The organism is Symbiobacterium sp. (assembly GCF_040797425.1).
Classification (GTDB): domain Bacteria; phylum Bacillota; class Sulfobacillia; order Symbiobacteriales; family Symbiobacteriaceae; genus Symbiobacterium.
In genome coordinates, this window is the sequence record NZ_JBFNEH010000002.1 from 58,583 (window position 1) to 78,266 (window position 19,684).

At 67.2% G+C, this 19,684-nt stretch carries 22 protein-coding genes; 15 read left to right on the top strand and 7 right to left on the bottom strand.

The annotated features are described in order from the left end of the window. The first annotated feature begins 11 nt into the window (after nucleotides 1-11). The 15 genes from AB2385_RS00995 to AB2385_RS01065 all read left to right on the top strand — a co-directional run bounded on the left by AB2385_RS00995 (nucleotide 12) and on the right by AB2385_RS01065 (nucleotide 11,554). Nucleotides 12-578, top strand: coding sequence for a TIGR01440 family protein (locus AB2385_RS00995; protein WP_367653040.1), 567 nt, complete (start codon nucleotides 12-14; stop codon nucleotides 576-578). A 13-nt stretch (nucleotides 579-591) separates the two neighbouring features. Further along, complete coding sequence (gene upp, locus AB2385_RS01000; RefSeq protein WP_367653041.1) at nucleotides 592-1,221, top strand: uracil phosphoribosyltransferase; 630 nt, start codon at nucleotides 592-594, stop codon at nucleotides 1,219-1,221. A gap of 11 nt (nucleotides 1,222-1,232) precedes the next feature. Then, the gene (locus AB2385_RS01005) at nucleotides 1,233-1,667 is read left to right on the top strand and encodes a cytidine/deoxycytidylate deaminase family protein (protein WP_367653042.1); all 435 of its coding nucleotides are present in this window, start codon (nucleotides 1,233-1,235) and stop codon (nucleotides 1,665-1,667) included. A gap of 98 nt (nucleotides 1,668-1,765) precedes the next feature. Next, on the top strand, nucleotides 1,766-2,821 hold the full coding sequence (locus AB2385_RS01010; RefSeq protein WP_367653043.1) for an MraY family glycosyltransferase: 1,056 nt from the start codon (nucleotides 1,766-1,768) through the stop codon (nucleotides 2,819-2,821). 90 nt (nucleotides 2,822-2,911) lie between these two features. Next, nucleotides 2,912-4,090 carry a non-hydrolyzing UDP-N-acetylglucosamine 2-epimerase gene (gene wecB / locus AB2385_RS01015; protein ID WP_367653044.1) on the top strand — a complete coding sequence of 393 codons (1,179 nt, stop codon included), beginning with the start codon at nucleotides 2,912-2,914 and terminating at the stop codon, nucleotides 4,088-4,090. 190 nt (nucleotides 4,091-4,280) lie between these two features. Then, a complete protein-coding gene (locus AB2385_RS01020) occupies nucleotides 4,281-4,547 on the top strand; it encodes an AtpZ/AtpI family protein (RefSeq protein ID WP_367653046.1) in 267 nt (88 codons plus the stop codon). A gap of 23 nt (nucleotides 4,548-4,570) precedes the next feature. Further along, nucleotides 4,571-4,861 (top strand): hypothetical protein, encoded by a 291-nt coding sequence (locus tag AB2385_RS01025; protein WP_367653047.1) that lies wholly within the window; start codon nucleotides 4,571-4,573, stop codon nucleotides 4,859-4,861. Continuing rightward, entirely contained in the window at nucleotides 4,858-5,649 is a 792-nt protein-coding gene (locus AB2385_RS01030; RefSeq protein ID WP_367653048.1) for a F0F1 ATP synthase subunit A, read from the top strand. Before AB2385_RS01025 ends, AB2385_RS01030 begins: the two co-directional genes overlap by 4 nt. A gap of 209 nt (nucleotides 5,650-5,858) precedes the next feature. Further along, on the top strand, nucleotides 5,859-6,101 hold the full coding sequence (locus AB2385_RS01035) for a F0F1 ATP synthase subunit C (protein WP_367653049.1): 243 nt from the start codon (nucleotides 5,859-5,861) through the stop codon (nucleotides 6,099-6,101). Nucleotides 6,102-6,170: 69 nt separating this feature from the next. Next, nucleotides 6,171-6,698, top strand: a complete 528-nt coding sequence (gene atpF / locus AB2385_RS01040) for a F0F1 ATP synthase subunit B (RefSeq protein WP_367653050.1) — start codon at nucleotides 6,171-6,173, stop codon at nucleotides 6,696-6,698. After that, a complete protein-coding gene (locus tag AB2385_RS01045; RefSeq protein WP_367653051.1) occupies nucleotides 6,698-7,249 on the top strand; it encodes a F0F1 ATP synthase subunit delta in 552 nt (183 codons plus the stop codon). Before atpF ends, AB2385_RS01045 begins: the two co-directional genes overlap by 1 nt. Nucleotides 7,250-7,263: 14 nt before the next feature. Next, nucleotides 7,264-8,793 carry a F0F1 ATP synthase subunit alpha gene (atpA, locus tag AB2385_RS01050; protein WP_367653052.1) on the top strand — a complete coding sequence of 510 codons (1,530 nt, stop codon included), beginning with the start codon at nucleotides 7,264-7,266 and terminating at the stop codon, nucleotides 8,791-8,793. Nucleotides 8,794-8,808: 15 nt separating this feature from the next. Further along, the gene (gene atpG / locus AB2385_RS01055) at nucleotides 8,809-9,678 is read left to right on the top strand and encodes an ATP synthase F1 subunit gamma (RefSeq protein WP_367653053.1); all 870 of its coding nucleotides are present in this window, start codon (nucleotides 8,809-8,811) and stop codon (nucleotides 9,676-9,678) included. A gap of 33 nt (nucleotides 9,679-9,711) precedes the next feature. Then, nucleotides 9,712-11,130 carry a F0F1 ATP synthase subunit beta gene (atpD, locus tag AB2385_RS01060; RefSeq protein WP_367653054.1) on the top strand — a complete coding sequence of 473 codons (1,419 nt, stop codon included), beginning with the start codon at nucleotides 9,712-9,714 and terminating at the stop codon, nucleotides 11,128-11,130. Nucleotides 11,131-11,146: 16 nt separating this feature from the next. Then, complete coding sequence (locus tag AB2385_RS01065) at nucleotides 11,147-11,554, top strand: F0F1 ATP synthase subunit epsilon (RefSeq protein WP_367653108.1); 408 nt, start codon at nucleotides 11,147-11,149, stop codon at nucleotides 11,552-11,554. Between the two features lie 82 nt (nucleotides 11,555-11,636). Here AB2385_RS01065 and AB2385_RS01070 read toward each other — a convergent pair whose 3' ends face one another. From AB2385_RS01070 to AB2385_RS01100, 7 genes are all read right to left on the bottom strand, one after another. Then, nucleotides 11,637-12,311, bottom strand: a complete 675-nt coding sequence (locus tag AB2385_RS01070; RefSeq protein ID WP_367653055.1) for a lactate utilization protein C — start codon at nucleotides 12,309-12,311, stop codon at nucleotides 11,637-11,639. Continuing rightward, the gene (locus tag AB2385_RS01075; protein ID WP_367653056.1) at nucleotides 12,312-13,772 is read right to left on the bottom strand and encodes a LutB/LldF family L-lactate oxidation iron-sulfur protein; all 1,461 of its coding nucleotides are present in this window, start codon (nucleotides 13,770-13,772) and stop codon (nucleotides 12,312-12,314) included. Then, complete coding sequence (locus tag AB2385_RS01080) at nucleotides 13,762-14,502, bottom strand: (Fe-S)-binding protein (protein WP_367653057.1); 741 nt, start codon at nucleotides 14,500-14,502, stop codon at nucleotides 13,762-13,764. Before AB2385_RS01080 ends, AB2385_RS01075 begins: the two co-directional genes overlap by 11 nt. 15 nt (nucleotides 14,503-14,517) lie before the next feature. Continuing rightward, nucleotides 14,518-16,254, bottom strand: coding sequence for an L-lactate permease (locus tag AB2385_RS01085; RefSeq protein ID WP_367653058.1), 1,737 nt, complete (start codon nucleotides 16,252-16,254; stop codon nucleotides 14,518-14,520). A 214-nt stretch (nucleotides 16,255-16,468) separates the two neighbouring features. Beyond that, a complete protein-coding gene (locus AB2385_RS01090) occupies nucleotides 16,469-17,188 on the bottom strand; it encodes a FadR/GntR family transcriptional regulator (protein ID WP_367653059.1) in 720 nt (239 codons plus the stop codon). A gap of 15 nt (nucleotides 17,189-17,203) precedes the next feature. After that, nucleotides 17,204-18,472, bottom strand: coding sequence for a VWA domain-containing protein (locus AB2385_RS01095; protein ID WP_367653060.1), 1,269 nt, complete (start codon nucleotides 18,470-18,472; stop codon nucleotides 17,204-17,206). Beyond that, nucleotides 18,442-19,467: an AAA family ATPase gene (locus tag AB2385_RS01100; RefSeq protein WP_367653061.1), complete on the bottom strand. Its 1,026-nt coding sequence runs from the start codon at nucleotides 19,465-19,467 to the stop codon at nucleotides 18,442-18,444. The genes AB2385_RS01095 and AB2385_RS01100 overlap by 31 nt, the downstream gene beginning before the upstream one ends. Nucleotides 19,468-19,684 lie beyond the last annotated feature (217 nt).

Genomic DNA, 19,684 nt, shown 5'->3' on the forward strand with positions numbered 1-19,684 from the left:
GGGGCCCTACCATGGTGGACGAGCAGTTCCTGCAGACCGTGCGGGCTCAGACCCGCGCCGCCGTGGACGAGCTGCTCTCGGCCGCCGGGCTCTCCCCCGGGCAGGTACTGGTGGTGGGCTGTTCCACCAGCGAGATCCTCGGAAAGCGCATCGGCACCGCCGGCAGCGAGGCGGTGGCGGAGGCGGTTCTGGAGCCGCTGTGGGAGGCGTGCAGCGGGGCGGGCGTCTACCTGGCCTGCCAGTGCTGTGAGCACCTGAACCGGGCGCTGGTGGTGCCCGCAGCCGCGGCCGAGCGATACGGCTGGGAGCGGGTATGGGTCGTCCCGGTGCCGCAGGCGGGCGGGGCGTTCGCCGCCCGGGCGATGCGCCGGCTGCCGGATGCGGTGGTGGTGGAGGAGATCGCGGCCCATGCGGGCCTCGACATCGGCCTGACCATGATCGGCATGCACCTCCGCCGCGTGGCCGTGCCGGTGCGGCTCCAGACCGCCATGATCGGACAGGCCCGGGTAATCGCCGCCCGGACCCGCCCGAAGCTGATCGGCGGGGCCCGTGCGGTTTACGAGATGGAGTCCAAGTAAGGGAGAGAGCGCCATGTCCAGGGTTGTCGTCATTGACCATCCGCTGATCCAGCACAAGCTCAGTATCATCCGCGACAAGGAGACGGGCCCCAAGGAGTTTCGCGAGCTGGTCAACGAGGTGGCCATGCTGATGGCCTACGAGGTGACCCGGGACCTGCCTACCGAGGAGGTGGAGGTGGAGACGCCGATCGCCCGGGCGAAGTGCCGCCGGCTCGCCGGGGAGAAGATCGGGCTGGTCCCCATCCTGCGGGCCGGGCTCGGCATGGTGCAGGGCATCCTGAACCTCTACCCGACCGCCCGGGTGGGCCACATCGGCCTCTACCGCGACCCCGAGACGCTCCGTCCCGTCGAGTACTACTGCAAGCTTCCCCCCGACCTGAATGAGCGCGAGCTCATCGTGGTCGACCCGATGCTGGCCACCGGCGGCTCGGTGGTGGCGGCCATCGACCTGATCAAGCGCAGGGGTGGCCAGAAGATCAAGCTGCTCTGCCTGATTGCCGCTCCCGAGGGGGTGAGGGCGGTGCAGGAGGCGCACCCGGACGTGGACATCTTCATCGCTGCCCTCGACGAACGGTTGAACGAACACGCCTACATCGTGCCCGGCCTCGGCGACGCCGGTGACCGGCTTTTCGGAACGAAGTAGGAGGAATGGCCATGGCACGGCCCGGCTGGGACGAGTACTTCATGGAACTGGCGCAGGTGGTGGCGAAGCGTTCGACCTGCAACCGCCGGGCGGTGGGCGCCGTCTTAGTAAGGGACAAGCGGATCCTTACCACCGGCTACAACGGGTCGCCGCCCGGGCTGCCCCACTGCACAGACGTGGGCTGCCTGATCGTGGACGGACACTGCGTGCGGGCCATCCATGCGGAGCAGAATGCGATCATCCAGGCGGCGCTGCACGGCATCGACCTGCGGGGCGCCACCTGCTATGTGACCAGCAGTCCGTGCGTCCACTGCGCCAAGATGCTGATCGCCGCCGGCATCAAGCGCATCGTGTACCTGGACAGCTACACCGAGCAGATCGGGCTGGAGATGGCCCGGCAGGCCGGCGTGGTGATGGAACGCTTCCAACCTTCCAACCCCTGTTGACCTTTACACGCTGTTCCTTTGCGCTTAGAATAACAAGCGTCCGGTCCCGGCATTATGTAGTCTGGTACGCTGCTGAGCCGGTGTAGGAGTTGAGCGGAATGTTGATGAAAGCAGGCCTCGCGTTTGGGTTGGCGCTTGTGGGCGCGCTCTTGCTCACGCCCCTGATGCGCCGGCTGGCACTGCGGGCCGGCATCGTGGCGCCGGTAGTGGCCAGAAGCGTACACACGGAGCCGAAGCCTTTCCTTGGCGGCCTGGCGATGTACGCCGCGTTCGCCCTTGCGGTCATCGCAGGCGGGGGACTGAGCGATCCGCAGGTGGTGGGGATCCTGGTCTGCGGCGGCCTGATTACCCTGTTGGGTCTGTGGGACGACCGAAAGCCCATGCGGCCCCGGACGAAGTTCCTGGGCCAGGTGCTGATCGCCGCACTGCTGGTCTACGTCCCGGTCTGGCAGCTCCAGGTGCACGCCATCTACAGCCCGCTGGGCGACCGGTGGGTCCACTTCGGACCGCTGGCCGGACCGCTGACGATCATCTGGATCGTGTCTTTCGTGAACGTGATGAATTTCATCGACGGGCTGGACGGGCTGGCGGCCGGCATCTCCACCATCGCGGCGCTCACGCTGCTGGTGGTTTCGTTCCAGCAGTCCCAGGCGGTGGCCATCCTGCTCTCGGCGGCGCTGGCGGGCGCGGCCATCGGGTTCCTGCGGTACAACTTCAACCCGGCGAAGATCTTCATGGGCGACGCCGGCTCGATGTTCCTGGGGCTCACGCTCGCCGCCATCTCGGTGGACGGCGTGATGAAGAGCGCCCTCGCCGTTTCGGTGCTGGTGCCGGTGCTGGCGCTGGCGGTGCCCATCTTCGACACGGCCTTCGCCATCGTGCGGAGGCTGGCGGGCGGGCGCCCCATCGGACAGGCCGACAAGGACCACCTGCACCACCGGCTGCTCCGGCTGGGCCTCTCCCACCGCAACACGGTGCTGGTCATGTGGGCCCTCTCGGCGGCGCTGGGCCTCTCGGCGGTGGCCGTGACGGAGGTCAACTTCGCCGAGGCGATGGTGATCGTGGGCCTGGTGCTGGCGGCGGTGTTTGCAGGCGCCCGCCGGCTGGGGCTCCTGGCGGTCTCCACGCCCAAGGAAAAGCATTCGGGACGTTGACGATGGGCAGATTGGGAGGGTAAGAGGATAACCTCTTGCCCTCTTTTTGGGTGCGCGCTCCAATTTTTGATTTTGTGAGGAGGAAAAACCGTGGCTGCACGCCGAAAGGTGATGACGATCTTTGGCTCCCGGCCGGAGGGCATCAAGATGGCGCCGGTGATTCAGGAGCTCCGCCGCCACCCCGACTGGTTCGAGACGGTGGTGGTCTCCACCGGACAGCACCGGGAGCAGCTCGACCAGGTGTTCACGGCGTTCGGGTTTGAGGCCGACCGCGACCTGGCGATCATGCAGCCGCGGCAGACGCTGACCGACATCATGGTGCGGGCCCTCTCGGGCCTGGATGCGCTGCTGGCGGAGGAGCGCCCGGACCTGGTGCTGGTCCACGGAGACACCAGCACCACCGCCGCCGGCGCGCTGGCGGCTTTCTACCATAAGATTCCCGTCGGCCACGTGGAGGCGGGGCTGCGCACCTTCGACAAGTACAACCCGTACCCCGAGGAGATTAACCGGCGCATCGCGGGGATTATCGCCGACATTCAGTTCGCGCCCACGCCCCGGGCCCGGGAGCACCTGATCGCCGAGCACATTGACCCCGAGACCATCTTCGTCACCGGGCAGACGGGGGTGGACGCCGCCCTGACGGTGCTAAGCCAGCCGCACACCTTCAGCGTGCCGGCCCTGCGGGACATCGACTTCGACCGGTACCGGGTGGTGGTGATGACGGCCCACCGGCGGGAGAACCTGGGCGAGCCGATGCGCAACATGTTCCGGGCGGTGCGCGACCTGGTGGACCGGTTCCCCGACGTGCTCCTGGTCTACGCCGTGCACCTCAACCCGGCGGTGCGGGAACTGGCCTGGCCGATCCTGGGCGGCCACCCGCGCATTCTGCTCCTCGACCCGCTGCCGTACCCTGACATGATCCACCTCGCCGCCCGCTCCTACATGGCGATGACCGACTCCGGCGGCATCCAGGAGGAGACGCCGTCGATGGGCGTGCCTCACGTGCTGATGCGGGAGACCACCGAGCGGCCCGAGGCGCTGGAGGCCGGGGTGATCCTGCTCTCCGGCACCAGCTACGAGGGCGTCTACGCTGCCGGGGAGCGGCTGCTGACGGACCGGGCGCTCTACCAGCGGATGGCCCGGGCCCAGAACCCCTTCGGCGACGGCCGGGCGAGCCGGCGCATCGCCGAGTACCTGGGCTGGCGCTTCGGCTTTCTGCCGGAGAAGCCGGCGCCGTTTGACCCGCACCGGCCCCGGGCGGAGGGCTGAGCGGCGGGGCGTGGCGACGGGTCCGTCAAAAGGGCTACTCCTTATGCCCTGGTGTTATCGTGACCCTAAACACTTGGAATAGTAGCGACAAAGGCACTACAGACCTTTTTTCCTTGTCTTTTCTAGGGGCCTTTAGTATAATCCGCTTTGGGGATTTTAGCGGATGGTAGCGGAGGAGGGAGCGCCCAGGGTGTCACGCAGGTCCCGGCGCCCGTCACCGTACTTCCTCGTGGCCTTTGATTTCGGCTATACGCTGCTGGCCGCTGTGGTCCTGTTTGGCGGCCTCGGCTGGTGGCTGGACGGCCGGGTGGGCACCGCTCCGCTCTTTCTGATTGCCGGAATCCTCCTCGGACTGGCTGTCGCGTTCAGCAGCCTGCTCCGGCGGTTGAACGCCATGGCGAAGGCGGAGCAGGCGCAAGCAGATCGGGACACACCAGGGGACGAGGCTCGGCCCTGACCCCGCCGAGGGGGCGGGTCCACGTGGCATGGAACCTCCTGCTTGGTATTCTGTACGGCTCCTTGTGGGGCATCATCGGCAATCTGCTCCTGTTCCGCAAAATGGCCAACAACCGCACAGCGGGTTACGATTCACTGCGCGGCATTGGCATTGTTTTTTTTGTTCGCTACCTGGTCGACGCCCTCGCACTGGTCATGTTCTACCTCATGCTGCGAAGCGGGGAGGCCCTGGTGGCCGCCGGACTGTCGATCACGGTAGCGGCGCAGGTTTCGCTCTTCGCCGTTTACGCGCGGAAGGGGGGGAAGTTTGAGTGACGACGCTCCTGTTCAGCCTGGCCGCCACCGGTGGGGAGCGCGAGTTCCACATCCACCAGCCGCAGAAGCTTGGTTGGCTGGAGGATGTACTCGGCGGATACTTCGAGATCAACAATATGATCATCACGCAGTGGGTGATCATTGCGGTTCTCCTGATTGTGGCTTTCGTGATCAACCGGGCGGTGCTGACCGGCCGCAATACCCGATTGCGCGGCGCCATGGAGCTGCTGCTGGACTTCCTGGAGGGCTGGTACGCGTCCTTCATCGGCAGCCGTCAGTACGCGCGCCAGTACATGCCGCTGCTGGGCACGCTGTTCCTGTTCATCATCACGTCGAACTACCTGGGCATCGTGCCCACCGTCGGCTACGGCCTCTTCGCCCCCACGGGGCGCTGGGGCACCACGCTCGGCCTCGCCATCGTGGTGGCCATCGCCGTGCAGGTCATCGCCATCCGAAACCTCGGCGGCTGGGGGTGGGTGAAGCACCTGCTCCACCTCGGTCCCCTGTCGATCCTCGAGGAGTTCGTGCGCCCGTTCTCGCTGTCGCTCCGTCTCTTCGGCAACATCTTCGGTGAGGAGACGCTGCTGGCCGTGATCGTCTTCCTGGTGCCGATGCTCGCACCCATTCCCATCTACCTGCTCAGCCTGATCTTCGGCGCCATTCAGGCCATCGTCTTCACCACGCTGACCGCCATCTACATCGGCGGCGTGCTGGAGGCTCATGGCGCCCACGGCCACGAGCATACGCCGGAGGGCGAGGCGCATCCGCAGCCTGCTCCCGCACAGTAAGGCGCCGGATGGGCCCGGTCCTGCCCGCCGTGGCAGCGCTGAGCACAGTCCCGGGCTGCGTGCGGCTGGGCAGTGTCGTGAAAGATTTCGCTTTCCTCCCCCTCTAGGGAAGGCGCTCCCTTCCTTTGCCTCTGGGAGGATTGACTAAGAGGGCGCTCTGGCCCGCAGCTTGAAGACACTCTCTCGTTAGAAGGAGGGGAACCCGCATCATGACTCCGGTTGCATGGCTCGCTTTGGCCGCCGCCGTCAGCATCGCGATCTGCGCGATCCCCGCGGCGATGGCTCAGGGTAAGGCGACCGCCGCCGCGATGGACGCCATCTGGCGGCAGCCCGAGGCCGCCGGCGACGTCCGTGGCTCGCTGCTCGTCTCCCTGGCCCTGATGGAAGCCATCGCTATCTACGGTCTGCTGACCGCCATCCTGATCATCTTCATCCTTGGCGGCAAGCTCTAGGCTCGAAGTGGGGCGACCCGGGGCTAGTCACCTCTGGTCGCCCCCTACTAGAGAGGGGGGGAACCCTTTTTGGACCTCTTCTTGTTGACGCTCGCAGAGAGCGGGACCATTAACATCTTCCCCGAGCCAAACGAACTGATCTGGACGATCATTGACTTCACCATCCTCCTGGTGGGCATGTACTTGCTCCTGTACAAGCCGCTACTGGGCGCCGTTCAGGCTCGCGAGGATGAGATCAACAACAACCTCAAGAAGGCGGCCGAGGACCGCGCGGAGGCCGAGCGCCTGCGCCGCGAGTTCGAGGCTCAGATGGCCAACGCCCAGCGTGAGGCGCAGGAGATTATCAACAAGGCCGTGAAGAACGCCACGGCCGTCAAGGAGCAGATCGAGGCCGACGCTCGGGCCAGGGCGGCGGAACTCCTGGAGAACGCCACCAAGACCATTGAGCGGGAGAAGGCGAAGGCCCTGTCGGAGCTGCGGCTGGAGGTGGCCAACCTCGCGGTGGCGGTGGCTGGCAAGGTGATCGAGAAGAACCTCGACACCGAGGAGCAGCGGCGGCTCGCCGATAGCTTCGTGGCAGAGGTGACGAAGCACTGATGTTGAGCCAGGCCGTTTCCCGGCGTTACGCCAAGGCCCTCTTCGACCTGGCCCAGGAGAAGGGGCTGCTCGACCAGGTTGCCCGCGAATTTGGCTATGTGGTTCAGATGATTGAAACACAGCCCCACCTGCGGGCGTTCATGAACGACGTGATGATCTCGCCCCCGAAGAAGCGCGAGGTGCTGAGCCGCGTCTTCGACGGCAAGATCTCCCCGCTGGTGCGGAACTTCCTCTTCCTGGTGGTGCAGAAGCGGCGCGAGGCCTATCTGCCCGCCATGTACCGCGCGTTTGAGGAGCTGACCAACGAGGCCCTCGGAGTCGTGGAGGTCGAGGTTCGTTCGGCCGTTCCGCTCGAGGAGCAGACGGCGCGCAAGCTGGAGGCCGCGCTGGTGACCCGCCTGGGGAAGCGGGTCAAGTTCCGGACCCAGGTCGCCCCTGAGCTGATCGGCGGCCTGGTGGTACGCGTGGGCGACACGCTGATGGACGGCTCCGTCCGCACCCGCCTGCGCCGCATGCACGAGCGGCTGATCGGTTCGGAAAGCAAGGTCTGAGGGGTGACACGGGGATGAGCATTCGGCCTGAGGAGATCTCCTCAATTCTGAAGCAGGAGATTGAGCGTTTCTCCAATGAGATAGAAATTGCGAACGTCGGCCGGGTGATTCAGGTCGGCGACGGCATCGCTCGCGTCTACGGCCTGGAGTCCTGCATGGCCTCCGAGCTGGTGGAGTTCCCCAACGGGGTCATGGGCATGGCGTTCAACCTGGAAGAGGACAACATCGGCGTCGTGATCCTGGGCCCCGACGAGGACATCAAGGAGGGCATGGAGGTCCGCCGGACCGGCCGTGTCGTGGAGGTGCCCGTCGGCAAGGCCCTGATTGGCCGCGTCGTCAACGCGCTGGGCCAGCCGCTGGACGGCAAGGGCCCCATCGTCACCGACACCTACCTGCCCGTGGAGCGGAAGGCCCCGGGCGTCATCACGCGCAAGTCGGTGCACGAGCCGCTGCAGACCGGCCTGAAGGCCATCGACTCGATGACGCCCATCGGCCGCGGCCAGCGTGAGCTGATCATCGGCGACCGCGGCACCGGCAAGACCGCGATCGCGGTCGACACCATCATCAACCAGAAGGGGCAGAACTGCATCTGCATCTACGTCGGCATCGGCCAGAAGGCCTCCACCATCGCCGGCGTGGTGCAGAAGCTGCAGGAGACCGGTGCGATGGAGTACTCCATCGTCGTGGCCGCAACGGCCTCCGACCCGGCGCCGCTGCAGTTCCTCGCCCCGTACGCCGGCTGCGCGATGGGCGAGTACTTCCGCGACAACGGCATGCACGCGCTCATCGTCTACGACGACCTCTCCAAGCACGCCGTGGCTTACCGCGAGATGTCGCTGCTCATGCGGCGTCCGCCGGGCCGCGAGGCGTACCCCGGCGACGTGTTCTACCTGCACTCCCGCCTGCTGGAGCGGGCTGCCAAGATGAGCGAGGAATACGGCGCCGGCTCTTTGACCGCCCTGCCGATCATCGAGACGCAGGCCGGCGACGTGTCGGCGTACATTCCGACCAACGTCATCTCCATCACCGACGGGCAGATCTTCCTCGACTCCGACCTGTTCTACGCCGGCGTGCGCCCCGCCATCAACGTCGGTATCTCCGTTTCTCGCGTCGGCGGCGCCGCGCAGGTGGAGGCGATGAAGCGGGTCTCCGGTACGCTCAAGCTCGACCTGGCCCAGTACCGCGAGCTGGCCGCCTTCGCCCAGTTCGGCTCCGACCTGGACAAGGCGACCCAGGCCCGCATCATCCGCGGCCAGCGGACGACCGAGATCCTGAAGCAGCCGCAGTATCATCCGCTGCCGGTGGAGCTGCAGGTGCTCTCCATCTTCGCCGCCACCAACGGCTACCTGGACGACCTGCCCCTGGAAGAGGTGCAGCGGTTCGAGCAGGAGCTGCATACCTACTTCAAGGCGAACCACGCCGAGCTGCTGGCGCGGATCCCGGTGACCAAGTGGAAGGAAATCGAGCCCGAGGTCAGGGCCGCTGTGGACGCCTTCAAGAAGGGCTACGGCCAGCGCGCTGCCGCCCAGGCCGCCAACCAGTAAGGGTGGTGACCCACTGTGGCTGAGAACAAGAAGGCGGTACAGCGGCGCATCAAGGCCGTCAAGTCCACCCAGCAGATCACCAAGGCGATGAAGATGGTGGACGCCGCCAAGCTGCGCCGGGCGCAGGCGCGGGTGCTGGCCGCCCGGCCGTATGCCCGGGAGCTGGCCAGGACCCTCGGCCGCCTGGTGGCGGCGGGAGCGGGTAAGAACCATCCGCTGCTCTCGCGGCAACCGGAGGGCACGCCCACCGTGGCCTACGTGGTGATCACGGCCGACCGGGGCCTGGCCGGCGCGTTCAACATCAACGTCATCCGGCGGGCCCACGCCGCGATCGAGGCCGAGGCCCGTCCGGTGAAGCTGATCTGCATTGGCCGCAAGGGCCGCGACTACTTCGTCAAGCGCAAGATTCAGCCGGTTCTCGAGTTCGTGAACCTGGGCGACAACATGACCTTCGCCCTCGCCCGTCAGATCGTCTCCAAGATCGTGGAGCTCTACCTCTCCGGCGAGGTGGACGAGGTGCGGCTGATCTACACCGAGTTCATCAACGCCGTGACGCAGCGGCCGGTGGAGACGCAGCTGCTGCCGGTACAGCCGGCTACGCGCGAGGAGGAGGGGCAGGCGCAGGTGGAGTACATCTACGAGCCGTCCCCCGAGGAGGTACTCAACACCCTGGTGCCCCGGTTCGCGGAGACGGTCTTCTACCAGGCCTTGCTGGAGTCCAAGGCGTCCGAGCACGGCGCCCGCATGACGGCCATGGGCAACGCCACGGACAACGCCCAGGAGATGATCGCCAAGCTCACGCTGGCGTACAACCGGGCCCGCCAGGCCGCCATCACCCGTGAGATCTCCGAGATCGTGGGCGGCGCCAACGCCCTTCAGGGCTAAGCCTGCTTCCTGAGTAGAGGAGGGAAACCCGCAGTGAGCGAACCGATTGGCAAGATCCTGGCCATCATGGGCGCCGTCGTCGACGTGGAGTTCCCCGATGGCCATCTGCCGAAGCTGAACAACGCCCTCGTGATCCGGAACGGCGGGGAGCGGGGCGACATCAACCTGACCCTGGAGGTGGCGCAGCACCTCGGCAACAACCAGGTCCGCTGCATCGCCATGGACTCTACCGACGGCCTGCGGCGGGGCGAGGTCGTCTACGACACGCAGGCGCCGATCACGGTGCCCGTGGGCGAGCCGGTCCTGGGCCGCATGTTCAACGTGCTGGGCGAGACGATCGACGGCAAGGGGCCGGTGAACAGCCCGGTCTCGCTGCCGATCCACCGGGAGCCCCCGGGTGTGGCGAACGTCAACCCCGCCCAGGAAATGCTGCCGACCGGCATCAAGGTTATCGACCTGCTCTGCCCCTACGCCCGCGGCGGTAAGATCGGTCTCTTCGGCGGCGCCGGCGTGGGCAAGACGGTCATGATCCAGGAACTCATCCACAACATCGCCTACAAGTTCGGCGGCTACTCGATTTTCGCCGGCGTGGGCGAGCGCACCCGTGAGGGCAACGACCTCTACCACGAGATGATCGAGGCCGGCGTCATCGACAAGGTGGCGATGGTGTTCGGCCAGATGAACGAGCCGCCCGGCGCCCGTATGCGCGTGGCGCTCACCGGCCTGACGATGGCCGAGTACTTCCGCGACGAGATGGGCCTGGACGTGCTGCTCTTCATCGACAACATCTTCCGCTTCACGCAGGCCGGTTCCGAGGTGTCGGCGCTGCTCGGCCGCATGCCGTCTGCCGTGGGTTACCAGCCGACGCTGGCCACCGAGATGGGCTACCTCCAGGAGCGCATCACCTCCACCAAGAAGGGCTCGATCACGTCGGTGCAGGCCATCTACGTCCCGGCCGACGACCTGACCGATCCGGCCCCGGCCACCACCTTCGCCCACCTGGACGCGACGACGGTTCTCTCCCGCGCCGTGTTCGAGAAGGCGATCTTCCCGGCCGTGGACCCACTGGATTCCAGCTCCCGCATCCTCGACCCGAACATCGTGGGCCGGGAGCACTACGAGGTGGCCCGCGGCGTGCAGAAGGTGCTGCAGCGGTACAAGGAGCTGCAGGACATCATCGCCATCCTGGGCATGGACGAGCTCTCCGACGAAGACAAGCTCATCGTGGCCCGGGCCCGCAAGATCGAGCGCTTCCTCTCGCAGCCGATGTTCGTGGCCGAGAAGTTCACCAACCTGCCCGGCGTGTTCGTCGACGTCAAGGACACGGTCAAGGGCTTCAAGGAGATCCTCGAGGGCAAGCACGACGACCTGCCCGAGCAGGCGTTCTACATGGTCGGCACGATCGAGGAGGCCGTGGAGAAGGGCAAGAAGCTGCTGGCCGAGGTGAAGTAAAGTGGCCGCAGAAGCGATGACGCTCACCATCATCACGCCCGAGCACACGGTGCTGAAGGACGCGCCCACGGACGCGGTGGTCGTGCCGGTGGTGGACGGCTCGATGGGCATCCTGCACAACCACGCGCCCATGGTGGCCAACCTGCGCATCGGCGTCCTCCGCTACCGGCAGGACGGCGTGTTCAAGCGGGCGGCCGTGATCGGCGGCTTCATGGAGGTTTCCCACAACCGGGTTACCGTGCTGGCCGACGCGGCCGAACTGGCCGAGTCCATCGACGTGGCGCGGGCCATGCAGGCCCGGAAGCGGGCCGAAGCCAGGTTGCGCGACCGGAAGGCCAACATCGACCGGGCGCGGGCCGAGGCCGCGCTGCGCCGTGCACTGGCCCGCCTGCGGGCGGCCGGCGCGCTGGACGAGGAGGAATAAGCGCACGAGCCCACGCCCTGGGAGGCGTGGGCTCTCGTACAACGAGCAGCGGGAGGGGTCTACCCCCTCCCGCTTGCGCTGTTCAGATCAGGATCACGTGCAGGGCGCCCGGGCCGTGGACGCCGATCGAGAGGTCGTTTTCGATGTCCGAGCTGCGGCTGGGGCCCGACTTGAAGATCACCTGCGAGGGCATCGCACCGGAGGCGAGCGCCCGGAACACATCCACGCTGCTGTAGCGAATCTGTTCCTTGCGCAGCACGGCGATGAGCAGCGGCGGCAGCAGGCTCACCGTGCGGCCCCGGGTGAGGGCTGTGGTCATCACGATGGTGCCGGTCTCGGCGATGGCCGCATCGCAGGCGACCACGCCCGCCGCCGCCTTCTCCACCGCCTCCACGAAAGCCCGCCCGTCGCCGCCCGTCTGGAAGGCCACCACGGGGTGGCCGGCCGCCGTCAGCGCCTGATCGATACCGAGCGCATCCAGCGCGGGGTCCGCCCAGCGGGCCACAGGCTTGCCCGCCGCACCGGCTTCCTTCAAAATACGGGCGATGAGCGGCGCAACCTCGCCCTCAGACTTCACCCGGTGGACCACCCCACTGATCTTCTCCAGCTCCTGCTGGAACCGGTCGGCGAGAGCGTAGCCGCCCTTCGGGCCCACGGGGCCGACCGGCCGGGACGGCCGGAAGGGGGCCGGGGCCGGCTCAGGGCTGCGGCCGAGCCTCCGGGCCACGTGCGAGAGGAACTCCTGCTCGGTGGTCATCTACTTGGCACCTCCCTGGCGTTCGAGCTCCGCCCAGCGCTGGTGGAAGGGCCTCCTGGCCGGCGCCGGCATGGTGCGGCTCATGGTCCACCCGGCGGCGATGGAGGGCAGGTTGTCGAGGTACTCGCTGCCATCCTTCCGCTTGCGGGTGAAGGGTTTCGTCCCCAGGTGCGCCGAGCCGGCGACGAACCGGTAGACGCCGGGGCGGGTCCAGGCGAAGTGGACCAGCTTCAGGGCCGTGCGCATCAGCGGGTTCTCGCGGCCCCGGGCGACCAGTTCGCCCCGCAGCTGGATGATGTACTCGTGCAGGTGGATGCCCAGCGGGCAGTTCTCGTGGCAGGCGCCGCACAGGCTGCACAGCTGGGGCAGTTCCTCCCACTCTTCCAGCCCTTGCAGCAGCGGGGTGAGCACCGAGCCGATGGGCCCGGGATAGGTGGAGCCGTAGGCGTGGCCGCCCAGCTGCCGGTAGACGGGGCACGAGTTGAGGCAGGCGCCGCAGCGAATGCAGGTGAGCACCTCCTCGTACCGGCTGCCCAGGATCTGCGAGCGCCCGTTGTCGAGGAAGATCACGTGCAGTTCCTCCGGGCCGTCGGGCTCGCCGGGCCGTCGCGGGCCGGTGATCATGTTGAAGTAGGTGGTGATCTTCTGCCCGGTGGCGCTGCGGGGCAGCAGGGCCATCATCACCGCGAGGTCCTCCAGGCGGGGCACCAGCTTCTCCATGCCCACCAGGGTGATCTGGCAGGGCGGAACCGAGGTGGTGAGCCGGCCGTTGCCCTCGTTGGTGACCAGGCAGATCGTGCCCGTCTCGGCCACGACGAAGTTGGCGCCGGTCACGCCCACGTCGGCGGTCATGAACTTGTGGCGCAGGGTGGCCCGGGCGAAGGCGGTCAGCGACTTGGTGTCGGTGGGGAGCTCGTGGCCGGCGACGGCGCCGAAGAGGTCGGCGATCTGCCGGCGGGTCTTGTGAATGGCCGGGATCACGATGTGGGCCGGGGTCTCGTGGGCCAGCTGGATGATGTACTCGCCCAGGTCGGACTCGACGATCTCCAGCCCCTCGGCCTCCAGGTGCTGGTTGAGGTGGATCTCCTCGGAGACCATGGACTTGGACTTGATGAGCTTCCGGGCGCCGCGCTTGCGACAGATCTCCAGCACGATCTGGTTGGCCTCTTCGGCGTCCCTGGCCCAGTGCACCACACCGCCGTTCTTCCGGATCTGGTCGGCCGCCTGCTTCAGGTAGCCGTCCAGGTGGGCCAGCGTGTGCAGCTTGATTTCCCGGGCCCGGGCCCGCAGTTCCTCGAAGTTGCCGATGGCATCACCCCTGGCCGCCTGGGCGTCCAGGTCGGCCATGGCGGCCTTGCGCTTCATGTACAGGTTCTCGGCGGTATAGCGTACGGCCCCCCGCAGGTGCTGGTCGCCCAGCGCCTTCCGCACCCGCTCCAGGGCTTCGGCTCTAGCGGCCATTCTGCTGAACCCCCTCCCACAGCAGCTCTGCGATATGCACCGGCCGGACAGAGGTGATGCCGCGCTTCTCCAGGCGGCCGCCCTGGTGCATCAGGCAGCCCAGGTCGGAGCTGACCAGCAGGTCGGCGCCGGTGGCCAGGATGGCGTCGAGCTTGTCGTCGGCCATCGCGGTGGAGATCTCCGGCTCCTTCACCGAGAAGGCGCCACCGAACCCGCAGCAGAGGTCGGGCCGGGGGATGTCGACCAGCTCGAGGTCGCGCACGCAGCGCAGCATCTCCAGCGGTTCCTCCCGCACCTTCAGCTCCCGCTGCATGTGGCAGTTGGTGTGGAAGAACGCCTTGCCCTTGAAGCGGGCGCCGACGTCCTTCACGCCCAGCACCTTCACCATGAACTCGGTGAACTCGTAAGTGCGCTGCCCGATGGCCGCCGCCTCCCGCTGTTCGGGGGAGCCGTCGGGGAACATCTTCGGGTAGAAGTACCGCACGTGCCCGGCACACGAGCCCGAAGGCTGGATGATGTACTCGCTTCTGGCAAAGGTCTTCATATAGAGCCGGGCGAAGTCACGGGCGTCGTCCAGATGGCCCGTGTTCCATGAGGGCTGGCCGCAGCAGGTCTGGCCAGCCGGGAAGTCGACCTCCACGCCGTGGCGGCGCAGCAGGTGAAACACCGCCTCGCCGACCTGCGGGGCGAAGTGGTCGGCCAGACAGGTGATGAACAGCGATACCTTCACATCAGACACCTCCCATCACTGGACCAGACCGGGGAAAACGTAGGCGAGCGCCATGAGGATCAGGCCGGCGACAATCGCCATTCCCAGGCTGAAGCCGGCAACGGCGCGCAGGATGGACCCGACCGCGCTGCTGGCCTCGCGCTGGTCCTCGTAGGTTGCGGCGGTAGCTACCACGAGGGACTGGGCGCTGACCAGCTTGCCCGTGCAGCCGCCGACGGAGTTGGCGGAGACGATCAAATACTCGTCGAGGTTCAGCTGGCGTGCCGTGATCTGCTGCAGGCTGCCGAACATGGCGTTGGCCGAGGTGTCAGAGCCCGTGATGAAGACGCCGATCCAGCCGAGGAGCGGGGCAAAGAACGGGTAGAGGAAGCCGGTCTTCGTGAAGGCCAGCCCCAGGGTGCCGTCGGTGCCCGTGTACCGGGTGAGGTAGCTGAAGCCCAGCACCATCGCCACGGTGGTGACCGGCCCCTTCATGCGGGTGAGCGTGCGGGTGATGGTCTCCTTCCACTGCGCCCCCGTCATGCGCAGGCAGAGCCCCGCGATGATGGCGGCCAGGAAGATGGCGGTGCCGGGGGAGGAGAGCCAGTTGAGCGTGTAGACGGCCGACTCGGCCGCCGGCTCGGGCACCACGGGCGGCATGCGGTAGACCACGCCGTGGAGGAAGGGGACCTGCCACTTGAACACGGTGGGGATGCCGCCGAGCCCCCGGTCCAGCGCATTCTTCACGGCGGGCTGTCCCCAGAGGAAGACGAAGAGGGTGAGCAGCACCCACGGCAGCCACGCCCGGGCGACCTCGCCACGGCTGTGGCCGCCGGCACCGCCGGCCATGGCGGCGACGGAGCGCGCCCCCGCCGCCGGGGCGGTCATGGCGGCCTCCTCATCGTAGGGGCGGGCGGGCTTCCACACGGCGCACAGCCCCAGCAGGGCCACCAGGGTGATGAGACCGCCGAGGATGCCCACCAGGTTGGGGCCGAGGTAGGCGGCGGTGAGGTACTCCGAGAGGGTGAACGCGACGCCTGATACCACCAGGGCCGGCCAGACCTCCAACACCTTGCGGAGGGGCTTGCGGTCCATCTTGACCATGACCGTGATCACCAGCGCGGGGGTGATCAGGCAAAAGGGCATGAGCTCCAGGGCGGAGAGCATGCCGAGCCGGTGCGCGTCGAGGCCCGTCACGGCGCCCAGGGTGATGATGGGCGTGCCGATGGCGCCGAAGGCCACGGGCACCGAGTTGGCCAGCAGGTTGAGCACCGCCGACTGGAAGGGCTTGAAGCCCAGCCCGACCATCATGGCTCCGGCAATGGCCACGGGAATGCCGAAGCCCGCCGCTCCCTCGAGGAAGGAACCCAGAGCGAAGGCGATGATCAGCACCTGGATGCGCCGGTCAGAGGAGATAGAGACGATGGATTCCTTGACCACGTCGAACTGGCCCGTGACCACCGTGAGGGTATAGAGGAACATGGCCGCCAGCAGGATCCAGCCGATGGGGAACAGGCCGGACGCGGCGCCGTAGAGGAATGACGTGGTGGCCGTGATGGCCGGCATCTTCAGGATGAAGACCGCAAAGACCAGGGAGAGGAGCGACGCAGCCAGGGCGGCCCGGGGCGCCGGGATGCCGCGGCGGCGCTGGCCCTGCTTGTCGCGCCAGGGCACGAAGGCGAGGAGGTAGAGAAGCAGCAGCAGCGGCAGCGCCGCAACCAGGGTGGAGAGCAGCGGTTGGCCGAGCGGGTCATAGGTCTGCAGGAACTGCATGCACGAGCCCCCCATGATGAGATGAGTGGTAGGATGGCAGCCGCACCCGCGCGTGGTCGGATGGACTGGTGGTCAGACCACTCCTATTGTTCGCAGGGGTCTACGCTTCTGCCTGCTGCCCGCGCGGCAAATGACCTTCCATTGGCGACAAGGAGTCATAAGCGCAAGTTATTGCGCTCACAAATAGCCCCTCTGTACCGGCGCCGCTAGACCGCTACTCCCGTTCCTGCCCGTAGAGCGTCGACTGGACCCGCAGGATGTGCGACAACATCCGCTCCCGGGCCGCGACCGGATTCTGCTCCCGGATGGCCGCCAGCACGTCCCGGTGCTCCTGCAGCAGAACCTCGCCCATGCCCGGGATCCGCAGCAGCCGCTCACGGTAGAGCCCCAGCGCCTCCCGCATCGTCTCGCTCAGCGAGCGCATGGTCTTGAGCAGGAGCGCGTTGCCGCTGGCGCTGGCCACCGCGTCGTGGAAGCGCCAATCGGCGTCTGCGCCCAGCCGGCCCGCATGCAGGTCGGCCTCCATCTCGGCCAGGGCCTCCTCCATCGCCACCAGGTCCTCCGGTTCGCGCCTGACGGCGGCCAGCGCGGCGGCCTGGGCCTCGATCGCCGCCCGCAGTTCCAGGAGCTCGCGCCCCACGGCCTCGCTCTGCTCGATGGTGAGCACCAGGGCCAGCGGGGAGATGATCCGGTCGCCGGCCGAGTGCGCGACGAAGGTACCCTCGCCGGCGCGCACCTCGACCAGGCCCAGCAGGCGGAGGGCGGAGAGGGCCTCGCGCACCGCCGCCCGGCTCACGCCGAACTCCTCCGCCAGCTGGCGCTCGGGCGGCAGGCGATCGCCGGGCTGCAGGACGCCTTGCTGTACCATGCGGGTGATCTGGTCCACGATCTGCTGGTAGATGCGCTGGTTGGTAATTCGTTCAAACTTTCCCATGCGAACCTCCACAGGTTATTCACTCTCCGTGGGGGAGCTGCTCATAAGCAGGTTCTCGACCATGTCGAGGAGGTCCTGCACGGTGCGCACCAGGTAAATCCGATCTGCGTATCGGCCCAGGACGCCGTACCAGTGCGGCGTGCCCATGGCCCAGATGGGCACCTGGTGGCAGCCGTACATCAGGGTGCCCAGCCGCCGCTGCTTCTGCCGGCCCTCTCCCCGTGCTCCGCTGGAGAAGTCGGCCGACGGGGTGACGAAGATTACCTGCCGGGCCCGCCGGCGCAGCTCGCCCATGTAGAGCTCGATCTTGCGCCGCTCGTCCTCTTTCAGGGAGACCTTGCCATCGGTGGCGATGAGCACGTAGGTCTGGTCGTCTACCCGCGCGTGCGCCGCGATCTCGGCCAGGGCCGAGCCGAACCGGGTGCCCGCGTCCCAGGACCGGGCCCCCTGCATGAGCCGTTGCACCTTCGCCTCGAAGGAGCCGGTGCCCTTCAGGTACGGGGTGGCATAGGTGGCCCTCTCGCTGAAGACGTAGCTCTCTACACTGAACTTGAAGTTGAGGCTGTGAAAGAAAAAGAGCAGGACGGAGACGTAGTGGACCATCGAGTGGGAGACGTCGCCGATCACCAGGATACGGGCAGGCCTGGCCGGCTCCGGCTCGGGGATCTCCTTCACCGGCCACCGGAACTGGAGCACCGTTCCGGCGTAGCGGGGGATGTTGTACCGGAGCGTGCGTGCCACGTCGAGCCGGTTGCGGCGGGGCCAGTGCCGGAACGTCTGGTCGGTGTTGAGCCACCGGCGCGCCAGGCGCTCCACCAATTCCTCCAGCTGCTCGATCTCCCGCTGCGAGAGCTTGCGGAGCGGTGACCTCAGCAGGTCCACATACGCGTACCGGCGGTTGGCCGCCTCGGCTCCCGCCGCGCTCTCGGCCACCGACGACGGCGCCAGCCCGCCCCAGAGGGTGAGGCGGCCAGTCACGGCGATCTCGGGCACGGGCGCAGGGGTGCCCGCCCACAGCAGGGTGGCGGAGCGTTCGCCCGGCTGCACCGCCGCCAGGGCCAGCGCACCCTCCGGCTGGTGATACGCCCCCTCGCCGGCGATGACGTACAAGTTGTTCGGATCGCGGGCAGAAAGAAACAGGCGCGCCACGCGCACCCCCGTGCGCAGGGCGCGCCGGCTGCGCGCTTTCAGACGGCCCAGACGGGCCAGCAGCCAGCGAACGAGAAGGCGGGGCCAGCGCAGCAGCGCATCGGTCAGGCGGTTCGTCCGAAGCCGTCGTACCACTGTCGGAGCGCCTCCTTGACGATGGCCTCGTCTTCCGGGTACTTGGCCAGGAAGCCGATGGTCACCTCCACCGTTTCGGGGGTGATGCTCCCGTCTCCCACATCCAGGAGGGCGCGGGCCCACTCGATGGCCTCGGCAATCGCCGGCTTCTTCTCCATGTTCAGCTGGCGCAGCTGGACGACGATGCGGGCCACGCGCGCCGCGAAGTCTACCGGCACCCCCGCAGCCCGCTCGACGATACGGGTCAGGATGGCCTCAGACGGAAACTTGAGGTCCAGCCAGACCGTGCGGCGCATGAAGGCGGTATCCAGCCGCTTGTATTCGTTGGAGGTGAGGAAGATGAAAAGGGGCGCCCGCGCCTTCAGCACGCGCGACTGGCCGGGCTGGTCGAGGTTGTGCACCACCAGTTCCTGACGGTCCAGGTAGCGCAGGAAGAAGTTCGTGGTGTGCTCGTTGAGCTTGTCGACCTCGTCGACCCGGACTACGGTGGGCCGGTTCGCCAGCACGCTCTCCAGGAGTGGGGTGCGGTTCAGGTACTCCAGCGTGTAGAGGTTCGGCGGCGGCCCGTCAGCTGTGCGCTGGTAGACCTGCGCGTCCACGATCTGCTTGAAGCCGTTCCAGGAGATGCCGATCTCCTCGGCCTCGAGGTGACTGTGGCACTCCAGGTCCACCAGGTCGTATCCCATGGCCCGCGCGAAGGCCTCGGCGAGCTGCGACTTGCCGATGCCGGGCTCGCCCCGCAGCCCCACCGGCTTGCCCTGGCGGAGGTAGGACCAGAGCTTCTTGGTCGTCAGGAGATCAAGAAAGTACCCCTGCTCCTGCAGCGCCTGCTGGAGCTCGGTTGGCGTGTACGGAAACAGACGGCTCGCCTCCTCGTTCAGTCGCTCCTTTGCCGTGGCCAACGACTCCTGGTTGGCCATCTCCCGCCGCCACACCCGCCACCATACCGGCCCCCAGCGGATGAGCGGCACGGCCGCGATCAACCCGATGCCCACAGCAGTGCCTCCGGCGAGGTATGGGTGCATCGGCGACCACCGCCCCCAAAATGTTCTCAATTCCAGGACGAATGAAGAATGGGCACCATTGTGCCCGCTACCAGTCTATTGCGACCTTGCACCATGATTCGATGGAATCGGCAGGATTCCTGCCGGGAATTCTTCCTTCCGTGTACACGTGCCCGGAACCGGTGCGTGTTTACGTCAACGCCCAGGG

Bases quoted from the DNA above. Each gene is read 5' to 3' on its own strand.
- AB2385_RS00995 (WP_367653040.1), top strand. From the start codon at position 12: ATGGTGGACGAGCAGTTCCTGCAGACCGTGCGGGCTCAGACCCGCGCC.
- upp (WP_367653041.1), top strand. From the start codon at position 592: ATGTCCAGGGTTGTCGTCATTGACCATCCGCTGATCCAGCACAAGCTC.
- AB2385_RS01005 (WP_367653042.1), top strand. From the start codon at position 1,233: ATGGCACGGCCCGGCTGGGACGAGTACTTCATGGAACTGGCGCAGGTG.
- AB2385_RS01010 (WP_367653043.1), top strand. From the start codon at position 1,766: ATGTTGATGAAAGCAGGCCTCGCGTTTGGGTTGGCGCTTGTGGGCGCG.
- AB2385_RS01035 (WP_367653049.1), top strand. From the start codon at position 5,859: ATGACTCCGGTTGCATGGCTCGCTTTGGCCGCCGCCGTCAGCATCGCG.
- AB2385_RS01045 (WP_367653051.1), top strand. From the start codon at position 6,698: ATGTTGAGCCAGGCCGTTTCCCGGCGTTACGCCAAGGCCCTCTTCGAC.
- atpA (WP_367653052.1), top strand. From the start codon at position 7,264: ATGAGCATTCGGCCTGAGGAGATCTCCTCAATTCTGAAGCAGGAGATT.
- AB2385_RS01065 (WP_367653108.1), top strand. From the start codon at position 11,147: ATGACGCTCACCATCATCACGCCCGAGCACACGGTGCTGAAGGACGCG.
- AB2385_RS01070 (WP_367653055.1), bottom strand. From the start codon at position 12,311: ATGACCACCGAGCAGGAGTTCCTCTCGCACGTGGCCCGGAGGCTCGGC.
- AB2385_RS01075 (WP_367653056.1), bottom strand. From the start codon at position 13,772: ATGGCCGCTAGAGCCGAAGCCCTGGAGCGGGTGCGGAAGGCGCTGGGC.
- AB2385_RS01085 (WP_367653058.1), bottom strand. From the start codon at position 16,254: ATGCAGTTCCTGCAGACCTATGACCCGCTCGGCCAACCGCTGCTCTCC.
- AB2385_RS01090 (WP_367653059.1), bottom strand. From the start codon at position 17,188: ATGGGAAAGTTTGAACGAATTACCAACCAGCGCATCTACCAGCAGATC.